Source organism: Variibacter gotjawalensis, from assembly GCF_002355335.1.
GTDB lineage: Bacteria > Pseudomonadota > Alphaproteobacteria > Rhizobiales > Xanthobacteraceae > Variibacter > Variibacter gotjawalensis.
In genome coordinates this window covers 2,900,558-2,920,676 of the sequence record NZ_AP014946.1, presented here as the reverse complement: position 1 = coordinate 2,920,676, position 20,119 = coordinate 2,900,558, and the positions used below count along the sequence as shown (strand labels likewise).

The following is a 20,119-nucleotide window of genomic DNA, read 5'->3' as shown; positions in this document are numbered from 1 at the left end:
TTAGACTAGCGGCCGGGACGGAGACGCAAGAGAACAATGAAAACAATCCGTATAGGGGCCGGCGCAGGGTATGCGGGTGACCGTATCGAACCGGCCGTGGAACTCGCCGAAAAGGGCCAACTCGACTACCTGGTGTTCGAGTGCCTCGCCGAACGCACCATCGCGCTGGCGCAGCAGGCCAAACTGAAAGACCCGAAACAAGGCTATGACCCGCTGCTGGAGGCGCGATTCCGCGCCGTGCTGCCGCTCTGCCGCGCCAACCAAGTGCGGGTCGTCACCAACATGGGCGCGGCGAACCCCATCGCGGCTGCCGAGAAGGCCCGCGCGGTGGCCCAGGCTCTCGGGCTCAAGGGTCTCAAGATCGCGGCGATCACGGGCGACGATGTGCTCGATGCCGCGCACGGCGAAGCACTCGACATCGGCGGCACCGTGCATTCGCTCGGCAACAAGGTCGTCTCGGCGAATGCTTATACGGGTGCGGCGCCGATCGCGGCGGCTTTGGCTGCGGGCGCGGACGTCGTCATCACCGGGCGCGCGGCGGACCCCGCGATGTTCCTCGGCTGCTGCGTGCATGAATTCGGCTGGGCGATGGATGACTGGCCGATGCTCGGGCGCGGCACGGTCGTCGGGCATCTGCTCGAATGCGCCGGCCAAATCACGGGCGGCTATTTCGCCGATCCGGGCCTCAAGGACATTCCTGGACTGGCGCGGCTCGGTTTCCCGATCGGCGAAGTGAGCGAGGACGGGACTGTGGTCATAACTAAAGTCCCGGGCTCCGGCGGAGCAGTTACGAGCCGCACCGTGAAGGAGCAACTGCTCTACGAGGTGCAGGACCCGAAGCAGTATTTCCAGCCCGATGTCGTGGCGGATTTCTCTGATGTCTCCGTTGAGGAAATTGGACCGGATCGCGTGCGCGTCACCGGCGGCAATGGCGCCGCGAAGACCAAGATGCTGAAAACCTCGGTCGGTTATGTCGACAGCTTCGTCGGCGAAGGCCAGATCTCATATGCGGGTCCCGGCGCGGTCGAGCGCGGACGGCTCGCGCTCGATATCGTGCGTGAGCGACTTGAGCTGACCAGCGTCAAGACGACGGAACTGCGCTTCGATCTCATCGGTGTCGACTCGCTGCATGGAGCAAGGCTCGGCGCGGGCAGCGAACCTTACGAGGTGCGCGTGCGCGTCATCGGCCGTACGGAGTCGATGGAGGAAGCGATCCGCGTCGGCAACGAGGTCGAGACGCTCTACACCAACGGCCCGGCGGGCGGCGGCGGCGCGTGGAAGAACGCACGCGAGATCGTCGCGGTCGCGTCGACTTTCGTTCCCGAGGCTGCCTTCCAGCCGCAGACGACGATGCTGGAGGCGTGATGAAGCTTCGCGATTTGGCCCACTCGCGCACCGGCGACAAGGGCGACACGTCCAACATCTCGGTGATCGCTTACGATCCGCAGGACTATGAGCATCTGCGCGAACACGTGACAGTCGAGCGCGTCCGCGCGCATTTCGGCGACATCGTTCAGGGCGACGTCACGCGCTACGAACTACCGAACATCGGCGCGCTGAATTTCGTGCTCAAAGGCACGCTGCGGGGCGGCGTCACGCGTTCGCTCGCGCTCGATGCACATGGGAAGGCGCTGAGTTCCGCCCTGCTCGATATGGAGATGCCGGAGCGCTAGGCGCGCGCCGGCAAGATCAGGCGCGGCGTGATGAGGCCGACCGCGATAATCGCGACGCCACCGGCCAAAAGCGCGAGCGGCGCGTCGATCAGGCGGAAGCCCGCGAGATAGACGATCGGGCCGAGCGCTTGGCCGAGAAAATAGAAGAACGAGTGCATCGCGACCGTGGTGCCGCGCGCTTCCGGCGCGAGCTCCGTCATCTGCGTCTGGATCGAGGCGTGAAGCGCGAAGAAGCCGAGGCCTAGGCTCATCAGCGCGACAGCCTGCACCTGCCACGGCGGCAGCGCCGCGAGCGTGATCAGCGCGGCGCCCGCCAGCAAACCACCGCCGATCATCAACCCGCGCGGACCGGCGCGGCCGATGACGCGCGACACCATCAAGGCGTAGAGAATTCCGCCGATGCCGAAGCTCGCGACGACGACGCCGGCGATCGACGCGCGCGTCTCGCCGATGCGCGTCAGCAGCAGCGCGATGTACGGAAAAATGCCGTAGATCACGAGGCCTTCGACAAAGACCGCGCCGAAGCAGAATTTCGACAGCGGGTTCGAGAAGACTTTCCCGTAATTCGCGAGCGCTTCCGCAATGTTGAAGTGCGGCGTGAAATCGGGGCCATCGTCGAGCCAGTACCAGGCCGCGAAAGCCGCAATCGCATTGCAGGCCGCAACAAGAAAGAAGATGCCGCGCCAGCTGACGAAGTCGGCGAGAATGCCGGCGAACAGCGATCCGGCAAGCATGCCGGTGACGCTGCCGAGTATCAGGCGGCTGATCGCAATCTGCCGCGTCTGCATCGCGACACGATCCGAGATCAGCGCGATGGCGACCGGGAACACGCCGCCCGCCGCCATACCGGAGATGATGCGCGTCGTCAGCAGCAGCGGAAAGGTCGGCGCGAAGGCGCCCGCGAGGCCCGCGACGGACAGGATCGCGAGGCACACCGTGATCACCCGCGCCTTGCCGACGAGATCGCCGACCGGGCCGAGCAGCGGCTGCAGCAGCGCCCACGGGAGCGCGAAGGCGGTACCGAGCAGTGCCGCGCTTTGCACGTCGACGCGCAGGTCGAGCGCGATCTGCGGCACGATCGGGTCGGTCATGCGCACGAACAGCGTCGCGGTGAACGCTACGGCGGCCACGATGTAGATGAAGGCGGGCATGCTCAGTCCGGCGGCGTGATGAAAGGCACACCGAAATGCTTGAAGTGGCGTGTGTTCGACGTGACGACCGTCATGCCTTCGGTCGCCGCTGTTGCCGCGATAGCGGCGTCCTCGAAGCCCGGATCGGCACCGGCGCCGGCCGCCCGGTCAACCAGGCGGCCAGTTTCAAGCGCGATCTCGGTGGTCAACGCGTATATTCGGGCGTCGTAGATTTGAATGACCGAGTCGAGCCAATCTTCGAGAACCTGCGCACGCTTGTGAGCCCGCTTGCGATGGAGGCGGCTGATACCGGATTGCACCTCTGTCAGCGTCACCGCCGAGAGAAAGAGGTTTTCGTGACGATCCAGCGCCCATTGCTGAAACGCCTTCGATCGCTGATCGGGCTCGCGCGCGGCGGGCGCTAATATCGACAGCGCGTTCGTATCGAGAAGATAGCGCGTCATCACTTGAACGGCGGCGATCTGAGCACACGCGCAGGCTTACGCTTCGGCAGATCCTCCGGATTGAGCTCGGGCATCGCAATCAGCAGCTCGGCGAAGGTTGGAAGCTTCTTTTTCAACTTAACCCACTCGTCATAGGAAATCACAACCGCCGCTTTGCGGCCGTGCTTGGTAATCGTCGTCGGTTTGCCATTCTCCGCGTCTTCGACGACCGCCGATAGCGCGGATTTTGCATCCCTCAATTGAAGTTGTTTCATAGCCGTCTCGCAATGTGAGAACCGTGGCTACTGTAGTCATATTTCGACAGAATTCAACGTCACCCAACGATTGCGTGCGGCAGGAAGCGTGAGGTGTTCTTGGTGATCGGGTCGAGCGCTTCGCGCACCGAAAGGCCGCAGGCTTGGTCGCGGACCAGCCAAGAGCCGAGCACCGTGTAATTCTCCTCGAAGCGCGGGAGCGTTGCGAGGCCTTGGCGGATGAAGCCTTCCTGGCCGTACGGCCCGTCGTCGCGGTCGATTACAGCGCCCGACACGACGATCTCGATATTCGCACCCTCGCGCGAGAAAAGCGGCTTGCGCACATAGCTCTCGCCGAGCGCCTTCACTCCTTCGGCGTCGTTCTCGAAGGCGGCCGGGAGCAAGTTCGGATGACGCGGATACATCGACCACAGCAGCGGGAGGATGCCCTTGTTGGAGAGGATCGCTTTCCAGGGCGGCTCGATGAACTGGGTGCCAGAGCCTGGGAGCGACGCGCCGAACTCTTCGCGCATCATCCATTCCCAGGGATAAAGCTTGAACATCAACTCGATCGGCACGTCTTTCTGATCGACGAACAAACCCTTCGGGTTGCGCCCGATCTTATCCATCGGCAGCACGGTGGTTTTTAGCCCTGCCTGCTGCGCGGTGTCGTTGAGGTAGGCGACCGTTCCGCCATCCTCCGGATCGTCGATGACGCCGGCGAGATTCAAGGCACGCCCTGCCCCGATCTCTTGCCAGCCCGCGATCAGCCGCTCGTGCACGGAATTGAACTGGTCGGCGTCCTTCGGGACGATGGCGCGCTCGATCGCGTCTTCGAGCCATTGCCACTGGAAGACGCCGGTCTCGAACAGCGAGGTCGGCGTGTCGGCGTTGAATTCGAGCAGCTTCGCGGGGGCACGGCCGTTGTAGCGGAGATCGAAGCGGCCGTAGAGGCTCGGCTCCTGCTTCTTCCAGCTCGCCGAGATGTAGTTCCAGAATTTCTGCGGGATCGCGAGCTTGCGCATGATCTCGTCGTCGGCGATCGCGCGCGTGACGAGTTCTCGGCACATGGCGGCGAGTTCGTTCGTCGGACCTTCGAGGTCTTGCTCAATCTGCTTGAGCGTGAAGGCGTAGTAGGCGCGTTCGTCCCAATAACGCTCGCCGTCGAGCGTGTGGAAGATGAAGCCGATCGCTTCGGCTTTCGCGATCCAGTCGGCACGCTCGTCTATCGCGATCCGTTGCATTTCAGGAGGACGAGCCGCGCGAGACCGAACTCGAAGTCGAACCGAAGCCGCCGCGCGATGTCGTTGTCGACCGTGACGATGACGATGTCGTCGAGCGCGAGCTGGTGCTGGAGCGATTGGCTTGGCGTGACGGCGCAAGGCCGACGCTGTTCGACGACGACCGGTTGTCGCCGCGCGATGACCAACCGGGCACGTACATGCCGCCTGAGCGGCCGGACGACGATGTCGACGTGTGATTGAACCAGCGGGTGCGGCGGCAATTCTGCTGTTGCGGTGCTGCGGCCGGAGCCGCGCCGACGGGCTTTCCGTCTTGGATCACGACTGCTGCGCCGGGCGTCGGGGTCGCGGCGGCGGCCGGCGGATTGACCGGCTTGCACTCCTGCCGCACCGGCATCATCGCGTAGGCGCTGACGCCTGCGACCGAGAGGCCGCCGACCAGAAGTGCGACGTGGCTCGAGCGTTTCATTGCCCGAAGCTCGTTAGTACGACATTGAGGCGGAATTGATCATGCCGGCTGTGACGGACGCGAGGCCGAGCCAGACTGCCGGGGCGATCTCGCCCTTCTCGATGCGCTCGGAAATGTCCGGCACCGGAATGCGGGCGATGTAATAGACGGCGATCTGCACCAGCAGCGCGATGGCGCTCCAGACGATGCAGTCGGCAACGTCCGACGAATGCGAGATGGCGCTGACGACCGGAAGCGCGAAGCCGAGAAGGCTCAAGCCCAGCGCGATGGCGGCGCCGATATTGTTCTCGGCGATCAGCGCGAATTCGTCATGTTTCGTGAGCCGCGTGTAGCAGTAGACGTAGGCCATGCAGGATATCGACGCGACGCAAAGATACAGGATGAATGCGGGCAAGCCTTCGAGCGACGCCATTCTTGTTCTCCGATTCCGCGCGGCGGTGGGAGCCTACCGGCGTGTCTCGGCCTTTTCTAGGGCGCTATCGCGACTTTTTCGCTAGTTTATCGAAGGCCATCAGGTCGCCGATCAGCGCGTCCATCTCTTTCAGCGGCACCATATTCGGCCCGTCGGACGGGGCATTGTCGGGGTCTTGATGCGTCTCGATGAAGACGCCAGCAACGCCAACCGCCACCGCAGCGCGCGCCAGCACCGGCACGAATTCACGCTCGCCGCCCGACGACGAACCCTTGCCGCCCGGCTGCTGAACCGAATGCGTCGCATCGAAAATCACCGGCGCGCCGGTCGTGCGTGCCATGATCGGCAAGGCGCGCATGTCGGAGACGAGCGTGTTGTAGCCGAAGGACGCGCCGCGCTCGGTGACCAGCACATTCGCGTTGCCGCTCTGCGTTATCTTGGCAACGACGTTGGTCATGTCCCACGGCGCGAGGAATTGGCCCTTCTTCACGTTGACGATGCGGCCGGTCTTTGCGGCGGCGACCAGGAGGTCGGTCTGGCGGCAGAGGAAAGCCGGGATCTGCAGGATGTCGACGACATCGGCGACCGCCGCACAGTGCTCGATCTCGTGGACGTCGGTGAGCACCGGAAGCCCAAGCGTCTCGCGGATCTCGGCGAAGATCGGAAGCGCGCCGTCGAGCCCGATGCCGCGCTTGCCCAATACGCTGGTGCGGTTCGCCTTGTCGAAGGACGATTTGTAGACGAGGCCAATGCTTCGCTTCGCGGCGATCTCTTTCAGCGCCATCGCCATTTCGAGCGCGTGCGCGCGGCTTTCCATCTGGCACGGCCCGGCGATCAGCGCGAGCGGAAGCGCGTTGGAGAATGTGACGTTTCGCGCCGCGACGGTGGCGGCGGCTTTGAGCGTATCGGTCATGGCGGCGGACCATGCTTCGGCGCGCGCGGCGGGTCAACCTGTGCTAGGCCTCGGGGCAGGAAACGCCAACGAGAGCCACGAATGAGCCCGTTCGATCGCGCGGATGCCGCCCTTGCCGCTGCCGCCAAATCTCGAGCAATTGCCGGCGCCATCGCGATCGTCACGGACCGCGACAAGACGCTGTTCGAGGCCGTCTACGGCGTGCGCGATATCGCGAGCGGCGAAGCGCTGCGGCAGGACAGCATCTTCCGCATCGCCTCGATGACCAAGGCGATCGCGGGTGCTGCCGCGATGAAGCTCGTCGAGCAAGGCAAGCTCGATCTCGACGCGCCGATCGGCAACGTGCTGCCGCAGCTCGCCAAGCCCAAGGTGCTCGACGGATTCGAGAGCGACGGCACGCCGCGCCTGCGCGATGCCAAACGCGCAATCACGCTGCGGCATCTGCTCACGCATACGGCCGGTTTTGCCTATGAGGTTTGGAACGCTGACCAGAAGCGCTACATCGAGGCCGTCGGCTTGCCGAGCCCCCTCACCCGCCAGCCGCGCTCGCTCGAAGTGCCGCTGATGAGCGATCCGGGCACGCGCTGGGAATACGGCATCAACATCGATTGGGTCGGCAAGGCGGTCGAAGCCGTCAGCGGGAAATCACTCGGCACATACATGAAGGACGAATTCTTCGATCCGCTCGGTATGAGCGACACCAGCTACAACCTTTCGCCCGAGCAGCATGCGCGCATCGTCACGCTGTATCTGCGCCATGAGGACGGATCGCTGCATCCGCAGCCGACTGAGGTGCATCGCACCGACAACAACGAACTCGGCGGCGGCGGGCTCTACGGCACCGCGCGCGATTACATCGCGTTCGTGCGGATGATCCTCAACGGCGGGCGCGCCAACGGGCGGCAAATCCTGAAACCCGAGACGATTGCGCTGATGGCACAGAACCACATCGGCGAACTGACGATGGGCAAGATGACGACGGCGGCGCCGCGTTTATCGAACGACGTCGACCTGCATCCCGAGCAGGACAAGAAATGGGGCTTGAGTTTCCTCGTCAACACGAAGGAGACCAAGCATGGCCGCAAGCCCGGCAGTCTGTTCTGGGCCGGGCTCGCGAACACGTATTATTGGATCGATCCTGCGTCAGGCGTCGGCGGCGTGTTGTTCACGCAGCTGCGCCCATTCGCGGACCCGATCGTGCTCGATCTCCTCGGAACGATCGAGCGCGCGACCTACGACGCGATTACTTGACCGACGAGAAGGCCGTCGGTGCGAGCAGCTGGCTCGTCACGTTGGCGAGGATCGGCCCGTCCTTTTCGCTCTCGGCGCGCTTGGCGACCCATTCCGGATCGTTCATGAACTTCGTCCACTTCTGCTCGCGCTCGGCCATCGACTCCCAGGCGAGGAAATAGATCAACTCGTTGTTGGATTCGCCGATGACGGTGGTGAAGAAGCCGGCCTGACGGATGCCGTGCTTTTCCCACAGCGCGAGCGTGACGTTCTGAAAGCGGGCGAGCAGCGCCGGCAGACGCATGGGCACGCAGCGATAGTTGCGCATTTCGTAGATCATCGGACGTTTCCTGATTGTTGTTCTGATCGCGATGACGAACGCATAGACGACAACGCCCGCGCCGAAAAGGTCGCGGGCGCTTCGCGGCTCACATGCCCATGCCGCCGTCGACCGGCAGGCCGGCACCGGTGATGAAGGCTGCATCCGCCGAGCAGAGAAAGGCGGCGGCTTTCGCGATATCGGACACTTCGGCCAGCCGCCCGAGCGGTGTTTGCCCGACGACATCGGCGACCGCCGCGTTGACGTCGGCGGCGAGGCCAACCGCGACGATGTCGCTCGCGAGCTGCAGGCCCATGTCGGTCGGGATCAGGCCAGGGTAGATCGCGTTGACGCGGATGCCGTAGCCGAGCTTGCCGGCTTCCATGGCCGCAATGCGGGTCATGCGGTCGACCGCCGATTTGGTCGCCGAATAGACCGCAATGGCCGGGAACGCGATTGTAGCAGCGACCGACGCGATATTGACGATCGCGCCGCCCTTCCCGGCCGCGCCGCCCGGCCGCATCGCGCGGAAGGCGTGTTTCATGCCCAACGCCGTGCCGACGATATTGACGTTGCACATGCGCAAGGCATCGGCCGCGTCGATGTCCGCAACGAGCGACGTCACCTCGATGCCGGCGTTGTTGATCAGGATATCGAAACCGCCGAAACGTTCGACGGTGGCGGCAGCGGCGCGCTGCCAGTCCGCGTCTTGGGTTACGTCGAGTTTGACGAAATAGGCGTCCGCTCCGCCGTCACGCAGCGCGGCGGCGGTGGCCTCGCCGGCATCCTCAAGAACGTCGCTGATGAGGACGGCGGCGCCTGTAGCAGCGAGCGCCTCGGCGATTCCCTTGCCTATTCCACGGGCCGATCCCGTGACGAGGGCGGAACGCCCTTCGAGCTTTGCAATCATAGATATAGCCTCACAATAACTAGGGGTTGTAAAAAATGTGCGCTTTACGCAACGCTAATAAGCGCAATCGTCTTTTTCCTTCGTTCGCTCGTCAAGAGATTGCATTTGTGCATTTGCACAATCACACTGCGATCGTTCTAATTCATTGCCGCTACGGTCCTCGAAGGGGGCTTTTATGTCTGAAGCGATGATTGCGCCGCGCCGCTGGACTGCACAGAACGACGACAAGGTCCGTGGCGACAAGAGCAACGCCCGGCGCATCGAGCTTGCCGAAGCGGCGCTCGAGACTTTGAGCGAGCTTGGTTACGCGCGGACGTCGCTTCGCGAGATCGCGCAGAAGTCGGATTTCTCGCACGGCGTGCTGCACTACTACTTCACGGACAAGACCGATCTCATCTGCTGCGCGGTGCGGCACTACAAGACAAACTGCGCGACGCGCTACGACGCGCTCGTCGCGGCGGCGCAATCGCCGACCGAACTCGTCGAGAATTTTTTGGTGAAGATGCGCGAGTCACTCTGCAGCGAAGCGCATATGCATCGCCTCTGGTACGACCTGCGCTCGCAAGCGCTCTACGATGCAGCGTATCGCAAGGACGTCACCGAGATCGACACGCTGCTCGAAGCGATGGTGTGGCGCATCGCGTCACGCTACGCGGAGCTTTGCCGCAAGAGCCCAGCTGCGCCGTCGCATGTGCTGTACGCGCTGCTCGACGGCATGTTCCAGCGCGCCCTGCTCGCTTACGTCGGCGGCGATCACGGCGTCGCGGACCGGCTGGTCGCCGACGTGCGTCCGTTGTTCGGATTGATTGCTCAGCCGGACGCGAACTAGACGAGACGCGACTGCACCTTCGCGGCCTCGACGAACGAGGCGAAGAGCGGGTGCGGCGCAAACGGGCGCGACTTTAGTTCCGGATGATACTGCACGCCGATGAACCAGGGATGGTTCTCGTATTCCACCGTCTCGGGCAACAGACCGTCCGGCGACATTCCGGCGAAGCGCAGGCCGTGCTGTTCGAGCCGGCCTTTGTACTCGGTGTTCACCTCGTAGCGATGGCGGTGGCGTTCGGAGATTTCCGTCGCGCCGTAGATGCCGGCGATGCGGCTGCCGCGCGTCAACGTCGCGTCGTAAGCACCGAGGCGCATCGTGCCGCCGAGATCACCGTTCCTACCGCGCTTCTCGAGCTCGTTGCCCTTCAGCCATTCGGTCATCAGGCCGACGACCGGCTGCGGCGTCGGACCGAACTCGGTCGAGTTCGCGTCCGCGATGCCGCAGAGATTGCGCGCCGCTTCGACGACGGCCATCTGCATGCCGAAGCAAATGCCGAAATACGGAACGCGGCGCTCGCGCGCGAACTGCGCGGCGCGGATTTTTCCTTCGGCGCCGCGGTGGCCAAAGCCGCCCGGCACGAGGATGCCGTGGACGTGTTCGAGGAACGGCGCGGCGTCTTCGTGTTCGAACACTTCCGACTCGATCCAATCGAGATTGACCTTCACTTTGTTGGCGATGCCACCGTGGCTGAGGCTCTCAATCAGCGATTTGTAGGCGTCCTTGAGGCCCGTATATTTGCCGACGATCGCAATCGTCACTTCGCCTTCCGGATTGCGGATGCGATTGTTGATGTTGGACCAGAGCGAGATATCCGGCTCGCCAGTTTGCTCGATTCCGAAGGCGTGCAGCACTTCGATGTCGAGACCTTCGGCGTGGTACGATTCCGGCACCGCATAGATGTTGTCGACATCGCGCGCCTCGATCACCGCGGTCTCTCGAACGTTGCAGAAGAGCGAGAGCTTGCGACGCTCTTCCTTCGGGATCGGACGATCCGTGCGGCAGAGCAGAATGTCGGGCTGAATGCCGATCGAGAGCAACTCTTTGACGGAGTGCTGTGTCGGCTTCGTTTTCAGTTCGCCGGCCGACGGAATGTACGGCAGCAGCGTCAGATGAATATAAATCGCGTGGCCGCGCGGCAGTTCGTTCTTGATCTGACGGATTGCTTCGAGGAACGGCAGGCTCTCGATGTCGCCGACCGTGCCGCCGACTTCGACGAGGACGAAGTCGTAATCTTCGTTGCCCTCGCGGACGAAATCCTTGATCGCGTTGGTGACGTGCGGGATGACCTGGATGGTCGCGCCGAGATAGTCGCCGCGCCGTTCCTTGGCGAGAATGTCCTGATAGATGCGGCCGGTCGTGATGTTGTCCTGACGGACCGCCGAATTCCCCGTGAAGCGCTCGTAGTGACCTAGATCCAGGTCGGTCTCGGCGCCATCGTCCGTCACGAAGACTTCGCCGTGCTGATACGGCGACATCGTTCCGGGATCGACGTTGAGATAGGGGTCGAGTTTGCGCAGACGGACTTTGTACCCGCGAGCCTGCAACAGCGCCCCGAGAGCCGCTGAGCCAAGACCTTTACCGAGGGAGGAAACCACGCCGCCAGTGATGAATACGTACCGGGCCATGGGACTTGGTGTTTATCGCCCTGGTTTCGATTCTGCGAGGTCTAAATCGGCGCAGGTTCTATGCACCGGTGGAAAACCTCGAACAGGCTTTCCGGGTTATTGCGGCTGAGCCGGTGCCTGCGGCGCCGAAGACGGCACCTGCGGGCCGCTGCGTGGCGCAACAGGGGCGACCGGAGCGGCGGGCTGAGACTGGCCGGCCGGCGAATTCATGATCGACTTAGGCTTACGGTCCCAACCGGCGACGATCGAGAGCAGCATGCTGGTCGCGAAAAACACTGCGGCGAGGATCGCGGTCGAGCGGGTCAGGACGTTCGCCGTGCCGCGCGAGGAGAGGAAGCCGCCTGCTCCGCCGCCACCGCCGCCGCCCATGCCGAGGCCGCCGCCTTCCGACTTCTGCAGCAGCACGAGGCCGGTCAGGGACAACACCACCATTAGGTGGATCACGATCAAAACCGTTTGCATCTTCTATCCTTCGCGCGCTCGACTTAAGCGGCGCAGCGTGTTTGCTCAAGAGCTTCCGAGGAATTCGTCACGGCTTCTACACGAAGGACCGGCGATTTGCCAATGGCGGAAAATGCCGCGGCGATGTTGCCAAACCGAGTCATCATAGAGATCTAAGTGCCTATGGAAACTCGCCTTCTCCGATCTCTCTCGCGCCGTGGAGAACGCGGATGATGTCCACGCCATTGGCGGCGGATCGATAAAATATGAGGTAATTGCCTGACGGAAACGAGCGAACGCCCGAACCAAATTCAGGACGCGAGCGGCCGGCCAACGGATTGTCGCCCAGCATTCGCATCACATCCCTGAGACGACGGACGACCCGGTCGGCCGCCTCTGGGTTGTTGTCCGCGATGTAGTCGTAGATGGTGTCGATATCGACGAGCGCCTGAGGAGTTTGGCGGCTCCTATCCGGCATTCTTCAGCTTCAGGCGCTCTCGCCCGCGACGGATCACATCCTCGACGTCAAACTCGCCTTCAACGATTCCGCTGTCGATGCCCTTCTGGATCTCGGTTCGCAGCCACTCCAGCTTGGCGCGGCGAACCTCCTCGCGCTCTTCGACGAGGCGTAGGCCGTCGCGCATGACTTCGCTGGCGGTCGAATAGCGTCCGCTGTCGACGAGCGACTTGATGAAGTCCTCGTAGTGTTTGCCGATCGTGTAGCTGGTTGCCACGCCGCACCTCCGATCTCACAAAGTAATACTTTATGAGATACGTCGCAACATCTAAGCGTAAACGTTTGCGATTCCGAGGAAATCATCGGCTTTGAGACTGGCTCCGCCGACCAGCGCGCCGTCGACGTTGCGGACGGCCATCAGCTCGGCAGCGTTGGAAGCTTTCACGGAACCGCCGTAGAGGATGCGAACCTCTTCGCCCTCGGCTTTGAAGCGCGCCGCGAGACGCTCGCGGATGAAATTGTGCATCTCGGCGATGTCTGCCGGTGTCGGGGTGAGGCCCGTCCCGATCGCCCAGACCGGTTCGTAAGCCACGATGAGATTCGCGGCTTTCGCGCCTTCCGGCAACGAGCCGGTCAGCTGCTGGCCGACGATAATGGTGGCCCGGTCCGCCTCGCGCTGCTCCTTGGTCTCGCCGACGCACACGATCGAGATCAGGCCGGCGCGGCGCGCGGCCAGTGCCTTCTTCTGAACGTCGGCGTCCTTCTCCTTGAAAATCGTCCGGCGCTCGGAATGCCCGACAATAACGTGCGTCGCACCCGCGTCGGCCAGCATTTCGGCCGAGATTTCGCCCGTGAAGGCACCGGAGGCTTCCGAATAGCACGTCTGGCCGCCGATATGGACGGTCGAACCCTTCGCGGTCTTGGCGAAGCTCGCAACCAGCGTCGCGGGCGGGCAAACGAGCAATTCGGCCTTGCCGGAAACGGCTTTCGCCCCGGCCATGATGCCTTTTAGCTCCGAGACCGAAGCCGCAAGCCCGTTCATCTTCCAGTTACCCGCTACAACCGGGCGACGCGTGCGATCCATAATCCAACTACCCTCAGTCCCTGTTCCGGGCGGGTTAGCAGACGCAGCAGACACACGGAAGCGGCTATTCGCCGCAAAAGCATGTCGCTGCCGCATTGGTGCCGTGTTGCGGTGTGCCTACCCATGTCTTATTGAGTGCAAATCACCCGGCTGGGCTGAAAGCCATACCGGCTCATCCCCTTACAATTTGACGGAACATGCTTCGCGGTATTCGAACGGCTTCGAGCGGATGGCTCGGCAAATTGGTCATGGGCGTCGTTGTCGGCGTCCTCGCTATCAGCTTCGCGATTTGGGGCATCGGCGACATTTTCCGTGGCGGCGGCCGTTCGGCGGTCGCGTCGGTGGGTGGGACTGAGATTTCCTCCGAGCAGTTCCGGCAGCTCTACACCGAGCGGCTGCAGCAGATCGGCCAGCAGATGGGCCGTCCGATTCCGTTCAATCAGGCGCGTGACCTCGGCATCGATCGCCAGATCCTCGGCCAGATCGTGTCCGAAACGGCGCTCGACGAATGGGCAAAGCGCATCGGCCTTGGCATCACCGACGCCGAAGTCGCGCGGCTGATCCGCTCCTTCCCGGCCTTCCAGGGACCGGACGGACAGTTCGACAATCAGATCTTCCTGCAGCGCCTGCGTTCGGCCGGATACACCGAAGCGCGCTTCGTCACCGAGCAGCGCAAGCTGATGATCCGCCAGCATCTGACCGAGTCGGTCGGCGGCACGACGATCGTGCCGAAGACCTACGCGGACGTGATGAACGCGTATCAGAACGAGCAGCGCTCGCTCGAATACGTGACGCTGACGGCGGCGCAAGCCGGCGAGATCGCCGATCCGACGCCGGAGCAACTCACGACTTATTTCGACAGCCGCAAGCAACTGTTCCGCGCGCCGGAGTATCGCCGCATCGTCATTGTCCGTCTCTCGCCGGAAGAACTCGCGAAGTGGACGACGATTGCGGACGAGGACGCGCGCAAGGCCTATGACGAGCGCCGCGCCCGCTTCACGCAAGCCGGTCAACGCCAGGTGCAGCAGATCGTCTTCCCGTCCGAAGAGGAAGCGCGCGCGGCGAAGAAGCGTCTCGACGAAGGCCTCTCCTTCGCGGATCTCGCGAAAGAGCGCGGTCTCTCGGAGACCGACATCGATCTCGGGATGATCTCGCGCGAAACCGCGCAAGGGTCGCGGTTCACGAAGGCGATGGAAGAAGCATTCAAGCTGCCGGAAGGCGGCGTTTCGAATCCCGTGCAGGCGCGCCTCGGCTATGCGCTCGTTCGAGTCGCCAAGATCGAGCCGGATTCGGTGCGGCCATACGAGCAAGTCGCGGACGAACTCAAGCAGGAGCTCGCACGCGAGCGTACGCGCAACGAAGTCACGACCAAGCACGACAAGCTCGAAGACGAGCGCGCCGGCGGCGCCAACCTCACCGAGTCGGCGCAGCGCGCCGGCTTGCAGGTCACCATGTTGGACGGCGTCGATCGCTCGGGCCGCGATGCGACCGGCGCTCTCGTCACCGGCATTCCGCAGGACGTCGATATCTTGACGCCCGCGTTCGCCGCGCAACCGAACACCGAGACCGAGGCGCTCCGTCCGCAAGCCGGCGGCTACGTCTGGTTCGAGGTGACTGAGATCACACCATCAAAGGAGCGCACGCTCGACGAGGTCAAGGATCGCGTTGTCGCCCGTTGGAAGGACGATCAGATCGGCGAGCGTTTGCGTGCCAAAGCAAACGAGATGGTCGAGAAGCTAAAGGCGAACGGCACCTTCGCCGAGCTGGCGGCCGCCGACAAACTCAACGTCGCGACCGCGGCCGACTTACGCCGTAGTGCGCGGCCCGAGGGCCTGCCGCCGGGCGCCGTCATCACGGCTTTCCAGACGCCGAAGGGCGCGGCCGCCTCGACACAGGGACAGCTTCCGGCTGAGCGGATTGTCTTCAAGGTCACCGACATCAAGACCCCGCCGTTCGACGCCAACTCGGACCAGGGCAAGCAGGTTGAGAATTTGATCCGCACCTCGATCACCGAGGACTTGCTGCGCCAGTACATCGCGTATATCGAGAAGGAACTGAAGGCGACCGTGAACGTCGAGGCGTTGCGGCGTGTCTCAGGCGGTGGAGTGGAACAGTGATCGGTCTCGGTGGGACGAACGAAAGCGGGATGTGGCGACGCTGGTGAAGCGTTTGCCTCGCCGTGGGCTGACCATGGCGCAACTCCCCTCTCCTTCAAGGCCGCCTGACTATGCAGATCGATCCGACGCTCGACACTTTTCGCCCCGGCTATGACTCCGGCAAACCGCAGCTGATCTGGACGACGCTCGTCGCCGATCTCGAGACCCCGGTTTCGGCTTTTCTCAAAATCTCGCGCGACAAGCCGATGAGCTTCCTGCTCGAGTCGGTCGAAGGCGGCGCGAACCGCGGCCGCTACTCGATCATCGGCCTCGAGCCCGATCTCATCTGGCGCGCTCAGGGCGACAAGGCGGAGATCAACCGCCGCGCCCGCACGGACGCCGATGCGTTCACACCACTCGACGATCAGCCGCTGACCGCGCTGCGCGCGCTGCTGGCGGAAAGCCGCATCGACGTGCCGGAAGGCCTGCCGCCGATGGCGGCCGGTGTGTTCGGCTATCTCTCCTACGACATGGTGCGGCTGATGGAAGAGCTTCCATCCGCCCTGCCCGATCCGATCGGCATTCCGGACGCGATCCTGATCCGCCCGACTGTCGTCGTCGTGTTCGACAACGTGAAGGACACGCTCACGGTCGTCACGCCGGTGCGTCCCGAGAGCGGCGTGACAGCAGCGCAGGCGTACAATCGCGCGGTCGACCGGCTCGGCGAGATCGTCGACCGGCTCGACACGATGCTGCTCAAGTCGGCGGACGGACACGAAGGTCCGCTCGACGTGGCACCGCAGTCCAACACGACGCCGGACGAATATTTCGGCATGGTGGCGCAGGCGAAGGAATACATCGCGGCGGGCGATATCTTCCAGGTCGTGTTGGCGCAACGCTTCGAAGCGCCGTTCAACCTGCCGCCGTTCTCGCTCTATCGCGCGCTGCGGCGGACCAACCCGGCGCCGTTCCTCTTCTATCTCGACTACGGGCAATTCTCGGTCGTCGGCTCGAGCCCGGAAATTCTCGTGCGCGCGCGGCAGGGCGTCGTCACGATCCGGCCGATCGCCGGAACACGGCCGCGCGGCGCGACACCGCACGAGGATAAGGCGCTGGAGGACGAACTCCTCGCAGATCCGAAGGAGCGCGCCGAGCATCTGATGCTGCTCGACCTCGGCCGCAACGACGTCGGCCGCGTTGCCGAGATCGGCACCGTGACGGTGACGGACCAGTTCTTCGTCGAGCGCTACAGCCACGTGATGCACATCGTCTCCAACGTCGAGGGAAAACTCGACGCCAAGCACGACGTGATCGACGCTCTGGCGGGCGGCTTCCCGGCCGGCACGGTCTCGGGAGCGCCGAAGGTGCGCGCGATGCAGATCATCGACGAGCTTGAGAAGGAAAAGCGCGGCCTCTACGCTGGCTGTGTCGGCTATTTCTCGGCCGACGGCGAGATGGACACCTGTATCGTGCTGCGCACCGCGCTCGTGAAGGACGGCAAGATCTACGTGCAGGCCGGCGCCGGCATCGTCGCCGATTCCAACCCGGCCTCCGAGCAGCAGGAATGCGTCAACAAGGCGAAGGCGCTGTTCCGCGCCGCTGAGGAAGCGCAGCGCTTTGCCAGCGGCGCGGCACGGGGGCAGTAGTCATGATCGTCCTCATCGACAATTACGACAGCTTCACGTTCAACCTGTACCACTATCTCGGCGGCCTCGGCGCCAAGGTCGCGGTGCACCGGAACGACAAGATTTCGGTCGACGACGTGATCGCGGGCGACCCGGACGCGATCCTGCTGTCGCCCGGCCCGTGCACACCGAAGGATGCAGGCATCTGCATCGATCTCATCCACAAAGCGGCGCCGACGATCCCGATCATGGGCGTTTGCCTCGGCCACCAGGCGATCGGCGAAGCGTTCGGCGGCAACGTCATTCGCGCGCCGAACCTGGTGCACGGCAAAACGTCGGAAGTCGCACATGGCGGCAAGACGCTGTTCCGCGGCATCAATGGCCCGTTCCGCGCGACGCGTTATCACTCGCTGATCGTCGAACGCTCGTCGCTGCCGACGACGCTTCAGGTGACCGCCGAGACCGACGATCTGATCATGGGGCTCAGCCACGCGACGCTTCCGGTGCACGGCGTGCAGTTTCATCCCGAAAGCATCGCGTCGGAACACGGGCATCTCATCCTGCGCAACTTCCTCGACCTTGCTCAAGAGTGGAACGTCGCGAAGAGCCGCCGCCCACAGTCGCCGCGGAGCGCCGCATGAGCGATCTCAAAACGCTGATCGCGAAATGCGCGACCGGCGCCTCGCTGACGCGCGATGAAGCCGCGAGCGCCTTCGATCAGATGATGTCGGGCGAAGCGACGCCGTCGCAGATGGGCGGCTTGCTGATGGCCATGCGCGTGCGCGGCGAGACCGTCGACGAGATCACCGGCGCGGTCGCGACGATGCGCGCGAAGATGCTCACCGTCGATGCGCCAGATGATGCCGTCGATGTCGTCGGAACGGGCGGCGATGGTTCGGGCTCATACAACGTCTCGACCTGCGCGTCGTTCATCGTTGCAGGCTGCGGCGTGCCGGTCGCCAAACACGGTAACCGAGCGTTGTCGTCTAAGTCCGGCGCCGCCGACGTTCTCGCGGCGCTCGGAGTCAAGATCGAACAAGATCCTGATGGTGTCGGCCGCTGCATTAAAGAGGCCGGGATCGGCTTCATGTTCGCGCCGACGCATCATCCCGCGATGAAGAATGTCGGGCCGACGCGTGTCGAGCTTGGCACGCGCACGATCTTCAATCTGCTTGGTCCACTCTCCAACCCGGCCGGCGTGAAGCGGCAGATGGTCGGCGTCTTCTCCAAACAATGGATCGAACCGGTCGCGCATGTGCTGAAGAATCTCGGCTCGACGCGCGCCTACGTGGTGCACGGTTCGGACGGGCTCGACGAGATCACCACGACGGGCTCGACTTACGTTGCCGAACTCAACGGCGGCAAAGTCACGACATTCGAGATCGCGCCGGAGACGTTGGGCCTGAAGAAAGCCAAGCCGGAGGATCTGCGCGGCGGCGATGGCGTCCATAACGCCGAAGCGCTGCGCGGCGTTCTCGCCGGTCAGCCGAGCGCGTATCGCGATGTAGCGGTGTTGAACGCGGCGGCAGCGCTGGTCGTTGCCGAACACGCGAAAGACTTGAAGCAGGGCATCGAGCAAGCCGCGAAGTCGCTCGACAGCGGAGCCGCAGCGGATCGTCTTGCGCGCCTCGTTCAGGTGTCTAACGCATGAGCGATATTCTCACCAAGATCGAGGCCTACAAGCGCGAGGAGATCGCGGCGGCGAAAGCTGCGCGCCCCTACGCCGAGGTCGAAGCCGCGGCCCGCGCCGCCGCGCCGGTGCGTGGCTTCCTCAAGAACATCGAGGCGCGCACCGCCGCCGGCGGCTATGCACTGATCGCCGAGGTGAAGAAGGCAAGCCCGTCGAAGGGCCTGATCCGCGCTGACTTCGACCCGCCGTCGCTCGCGAAGGCCTACGAACGCGGCGGCGCGACGTGCCTCTCGGTGCTGACCGACACACCGTCGTTCCAAGGCGCGCCGGAATTCCTGACGGCGGCGCGCGATGCGACGGGCCTCCCGGCGCTGCGCAAGGACTTCATGTACGACACCTATCAGGTGGCGGAAGCACGCGCCTGGGGCGCAGACTGCATCCTGATCATTCTCGACGCCGTCGATGACGCGACGGCACGCGACCTCGAAGACGCTGCGTTCGCGTTCGGCATGGACGTGCTGCTCGAAGTGCACGACGACGCGGAGCTCGATCGCGCGCTGAAACTGAAATCGCGGCTGGTCGGCATCAACAATCGCAATCTGCGCACCTTCGAGACAACGCTGGCGACATCCGAGCGCTTGTCGAAGCGTGTGCCGAAGGATCGCGTGCTGGTCGGCGAGAGCGGCATCTTCACGCCGGCCGACGTCGCGCGGCTCGCCGCTTGCGACATCAAAACATTCCTGGTCGGCGAAAGCCTGATGCGTCAGGCCGATGTCGAAGCCGCGACGCGAGCTTTGATCGCGCACGAGACGGTGAGCTGACATGGCCCGCGCGCCGAAAACGCTGACGCATATCGGCAAGCGCGGCGAGGCGCATATGGTCGACGTGTCGCAGAAAGCTGCGACGGAGCGCATCGCGGTCGCCGAAGGCCGCGTCATCATGTCGGCGAAGACGCTGCGTATCGTCGAGCAAGGCGATGCGAAGAAAGGCGACGTGCTCGGCACCGCGCGCCTTGCCGGCATCATGGCGGCGAAGAAAGCGCACGAGTTGATCCCGCTCTGCCACCCTCTCCTCATCTCGAAAGTCGAAGTCGAGGTTACGCCCGATAAGAAGCTGCCGGGTGTGCGCGTCCGCGCGAGCGTGAAAGTCACGGGGCAGACCGGCGTCGAGATGGAAGCACTGACGGCGGTTTCCGTCGCGTGCCTGACGATCTATGACATGGTCAAAGCCGTCGAACGCGGCATGCGTATCGAAGGCATCCGTCTCGTCGAGAAACGCGGCGGAAAATCCGGCGTCTACCGGGCTGACGAGCCCTGAGATCCGGCGGGCTTTCCTTTC

Annotated in this window: 24 protein-coding genes; 10 read left to right on the top strand and 14 right to left on the bottom strand. The window is 63.7% G+C overall.

The window, feature by feature from the left end:
* Window positions 1-36: 36 nt before the first annotated feature.
* Window positions 37-1,365 carry an acyclic terpene utilization AtuA family protein gene (locus tag GJW30_RS14215; RefSeq protein WP_096356413.1) on the top strand — a complete coding sequence of 443 codons (1,329 nt, stop codon included), beginning with the start codon at window positions 37-39 and terminating at the stop codon, window positions 1,363-1,365.
* The gene (locus GJW30_RS14210; RefSeq protein ID WP_096356411.1) at window positions 1,365-1,673 is read left to right on the top strand and encodes an AtuA-related protein; all 309 of its coding nucleotides are present in this window, start codon (window positions 1,365-1,367) and stop codon (window positions 1,671-1,673) included. The genes GJW30_RS14215 and GJW30_RS14210 overlap by 1 nt, the downstream gene beginning before the upstream one ends.
* On the opposite strand, the gene GJW30_RS14205 is transcribed toward GJW30_RS14210, so the two are convergent.
* The 7 genes from GJW30_RS14205 to kdsA all read right to left on the bottom strand — a co-directional run bounded on the left by GJW30_RS14205 (window position 1,670) and on the right by kdsA (window position 6,535).
* A complete protein-coding gene (locus tag GJW30_RS14205) occupies window positions 1,670-2,824 on the bottom strand; it encodes an MFS transporter (protein WP_096356409.1) in 1,155 nt (384 codons plus the stop codon). The genes GJW30_RS14210 and GJW30_RS14205 overlap by 4 nt on opposite strands.
* Window positions 2,825-2,826: 2 nt before the next feature.
* Entirely contained in the window at window positions 2,827-3,267 is a 441-nt protein-coding gene (locus tag GJW30_RS14200; RefSeq protein WP_096356407.1) for a PIN domain-containing protein, read from the bottom strand.
* Window positions 3,267-3,521 (bottom strand): type II toxin-antitoxin system Phd/YefM family antitoxin, encoded by a 255-nt coding sequence (locus GJW30_RS14195; protein ID WP_096356405.1) that lies wholly within the window; start codon window positions 3,519-3,521, stop codon window positions 3,267-3,269. The genes GJW30_RS14200 and GJW30_RS14195 overlap by 1 nt, the downstream gene beginning before the upstream one ends.
* Window positions 3,522-3,580: 59 nt before the next feature.
* The gene (locus GJW30_RS14190) at window positions 3,581-4,744 is read right to left on the bottom strand and encodes a glutathionylspermidine synthase family protein (protein WP_096356402.1); all 1,164 of its coding nucleotides are present in this window, start codon (window positions 4,742-4,744) and stop codon (window positions 3,581-3,583) included.
* Between the two features lies 1 nt (window position 4,745).
* Window positions 4,746-5,210, bottom strand: coding sequence for a hypothetical protein (locus tag GJW30_RS14185; protein WP_096356400.1), 465 nt, complete (start codon window positions 5,208-5,210; stop codon window positions 4,746-4,748).
* Window positions 5,211-5,223: 13 nt separating this feature from the next.
* The gene (locus GJW30_RS14180) at window positions 5,224-5,622 is read right to left on the bottom strand and encodes a DUF350 domain-containing protein (protein WP_096356397.1); all 399 of its coding nucleotides are present in this window, start codon (window positions 5,620-5,622) and stop codon (window positions 5,224-5,226) included.
* Between the two features lie 64 nt (window positions 5,623-5,686).
* A complete protein-coding gene (gene kdsA, locus GJW30_RS14175) occupies window positions 5,687-6,535 on the bottom strand; it encodes a 3-deoxy-8-phosphooctulonate synthase (RefSeq protein WP_096356395.1) in 849 nt (282 codons plus the stop codon).
* Between the two features lie 81 nt (window positions 6,536-6,616).
* Here kdsA and GJW30_RS14170 point away from each other — a divergent pair, with 81 nt between their 5' ends.
* Window positions 6,617-7,786 carry a serine hydrolase domain-containing protein gene (locus GJW30_RS14170; RefSeq protein WP_096356393.1) on the top strand — a complete coding sequence of 390 codons (1,170 nt, stop codon included), beginning with the start codon at window positions 6,617-6,619 and terminating at the stop codon, window positions 7,784-7,786.
* On the opposite strand, the gene GJW30_RS14165 is transcribed toward GJW30_RS14170, so the two are convergent.
* A complete protein-coding gene (locus GJW30_RS14165) occupies window positions 7,779-8,105 on the bottom strand; it encodes an NIPSNAP family protein (protein WP_096358838.1) in 327 nt (108 codons plus the stop codon). The genes GJW30_RS14170 and GJW30_RS14165 overlap by 8 nt on opposite strands.
* 88 nt (window positions 8,106-8,193) lie before the next feature.
* Window positions 8,194-8,994 (bottom strand): SDR family NAD(P)-dependent oxidoreductase, encoded by an 801-nt coding sequence (locus GJW30_RS14160; RefSeq protein WP_096356391.1) that lies wholly within the window; start codon window positions 8,992-8,994, stop codon window positions 8,194-8,196.
* Between the two features lie 175 nt (window positions 8,995-9,169).
* On the opposite strand from GJW30_RS14160, the gene GJW30_RS14155 reads away from it, so the two are divergent.
* Window positions 9,170-9,823, top strand: coding sequence for a TetR/AcrR family transcriptional regulator (locus tag GJW30_RS14155; protein WP_096356389.1), 654 nt, complete (start codon window positions 9,170-9,172; stop codon window positions 9,821-9,823).
* Here GJW30_RS14155 and pyrG read toward each other — a convergent pair.
* The 5 genes from pyrG to tpiA form a co-directional block, all read right to left on the bottom strand.
* A complete protein-coding gene (pyrG, locus tag GJW30_RS14150; protein WP_096356387.1) occupies window positions 9,820-11,448 on the bottom strand; it encodes a CTP synthase in 1,629 nt (542 codons plus the stop codon). The two genes, GJW30_RS14155 and pyrG, sit on opposite strands and share 4 nt — an antisense overlap.
* Window positions 11,449-11,544: 96 nt before the next feature.
* Window positions 11,545-11,910: a preprotein translocase subunit SecG gene (gene secG / locus GJW30_RS14145; protein WP_096356384.1), complete on the bottom strand. Its 366-nt coding sequence runs from the start codon at window positions 11,908-11,910 to the stop codon at window positions 11,545-11,547.
* Between the two features lie 160 nt (window positions 11,911-12,070).
* Window positions 12,071-12,367, bottom strand: coding sequence for a type II toxin-antitoxin system RelE/ParE family toxin (locus tag GJW30_RS14140; protein ID WP_096356382.1), 297 nt, complete (start codon window positions 12,365-12,367; stop codon window positions 12,071-12,073).
* Entirely contained in the window at window positions 12,357-12,623 is a 267-nt protein-coding gene (locus GJW30_RS14135) for a type II toxin-antitoxin system ParD family antitoxin (RefSeq protein WP_096356380.1), read from the bottom strand. The genes GJW30_RS14140 and GJW30_RS14135 overlap by 11 nt, the downstream gene beginning before the upstream one ends.
* 51 nt (window positions 12,624-12,674) lie before the next feature.
* Window positions 12,675-13,430: a triose-phosphate isomerase gene (tpiA, locus tag GJW30_RS14130; RefSeq protein WP_096356378.1), complete on the bottom strand. Its 756-nt coding sequence runs from the start codon at window positions 13,428-13,430 to the stop codon at window positions 12,675-12,677.
* A gap of 197 nt (window positions 13,431-13,627) precedes the next feature.
* On the opposite strand from tpiA, the gene GJW30_RS14125 reads away from it, so the two are divergent.
* From GJW30_RS14125 to moaC, 6 genes are all read left to right on the top strand, one after another.
* Window positions 13,628-15,547, top strand: a complete 1,920-nt coding sequence (locus tag GJW30_RS14125) for a SurA N-terminal domain-containing protein (protein WP_096356376.1) — start codon at window positions 13,628-13,630, stop codon at window positions 15,545-15,547.
* Between the two features lie 110 nt (window positions 15,548-15,657).
* Window positions 15,658-17,172, top strand: coding sequence for an anthranilate synthase component I (trpE, locus tag GJW30_RS14120; RefSeq protein ID WP_096356374.1), 1,515 nt, complete (start codon window positions 15,658-15,660; stop codon window positions 17,170-17,172).
* Window positions 17,173-17,174: 2 nt separating this feature from the next.
* On the top strand, window positions 17,175-17,792 hold the full coding sequence (locus GJW30_RS14115) for an anthranilate synthase component II (protein WP_096356372.1): 618 nt from the start codon (window positions 17,175-17,177) through the stop codon (window positions 17,790-17,792).
* Entirely contained in the window at window positions 17,789-18,802 is a 1,014-nt protein-coding gene (gene trpD, locus GJW30_RS14110) for an anthranilate phosphoribosyltransferase (protein WP_096358837.1), read from the top strand. The genes GJW30_RS14115 and trpD overlap by 4 nt, the downstream gene beginning before the upstream one ends.
* Window positions 18,799-19,602, top strand: a complete 804-nt coding sequence (trpC, locus tag GJW30_RS14105) for an indole-3-glycerol phosphate synthase TrpC (protein WP_096356370.1) — start codon at window positions 18,799-18,801, stop codon at window positions 19,600-19,602. The genes trpD and trpC overlap by 4 nt, the downstream gene beginning before the upstream one ends.
* A 1-nt stretch (window position 19,603) precedes the next feature.
* A complete protein-coding gene (moaC, locus tag GJW30_RS14100; RefSeq protein WP_096356368.1) occupies window positions 19,604-20,098 on the top strand; it encodes a cyclic pyranopterin monophosphate synthase MoaC in 495 nt (164 codons plus the stop codon).
* Window positions 20,099-20,119 lie beyond the last annotated feature (21 nt).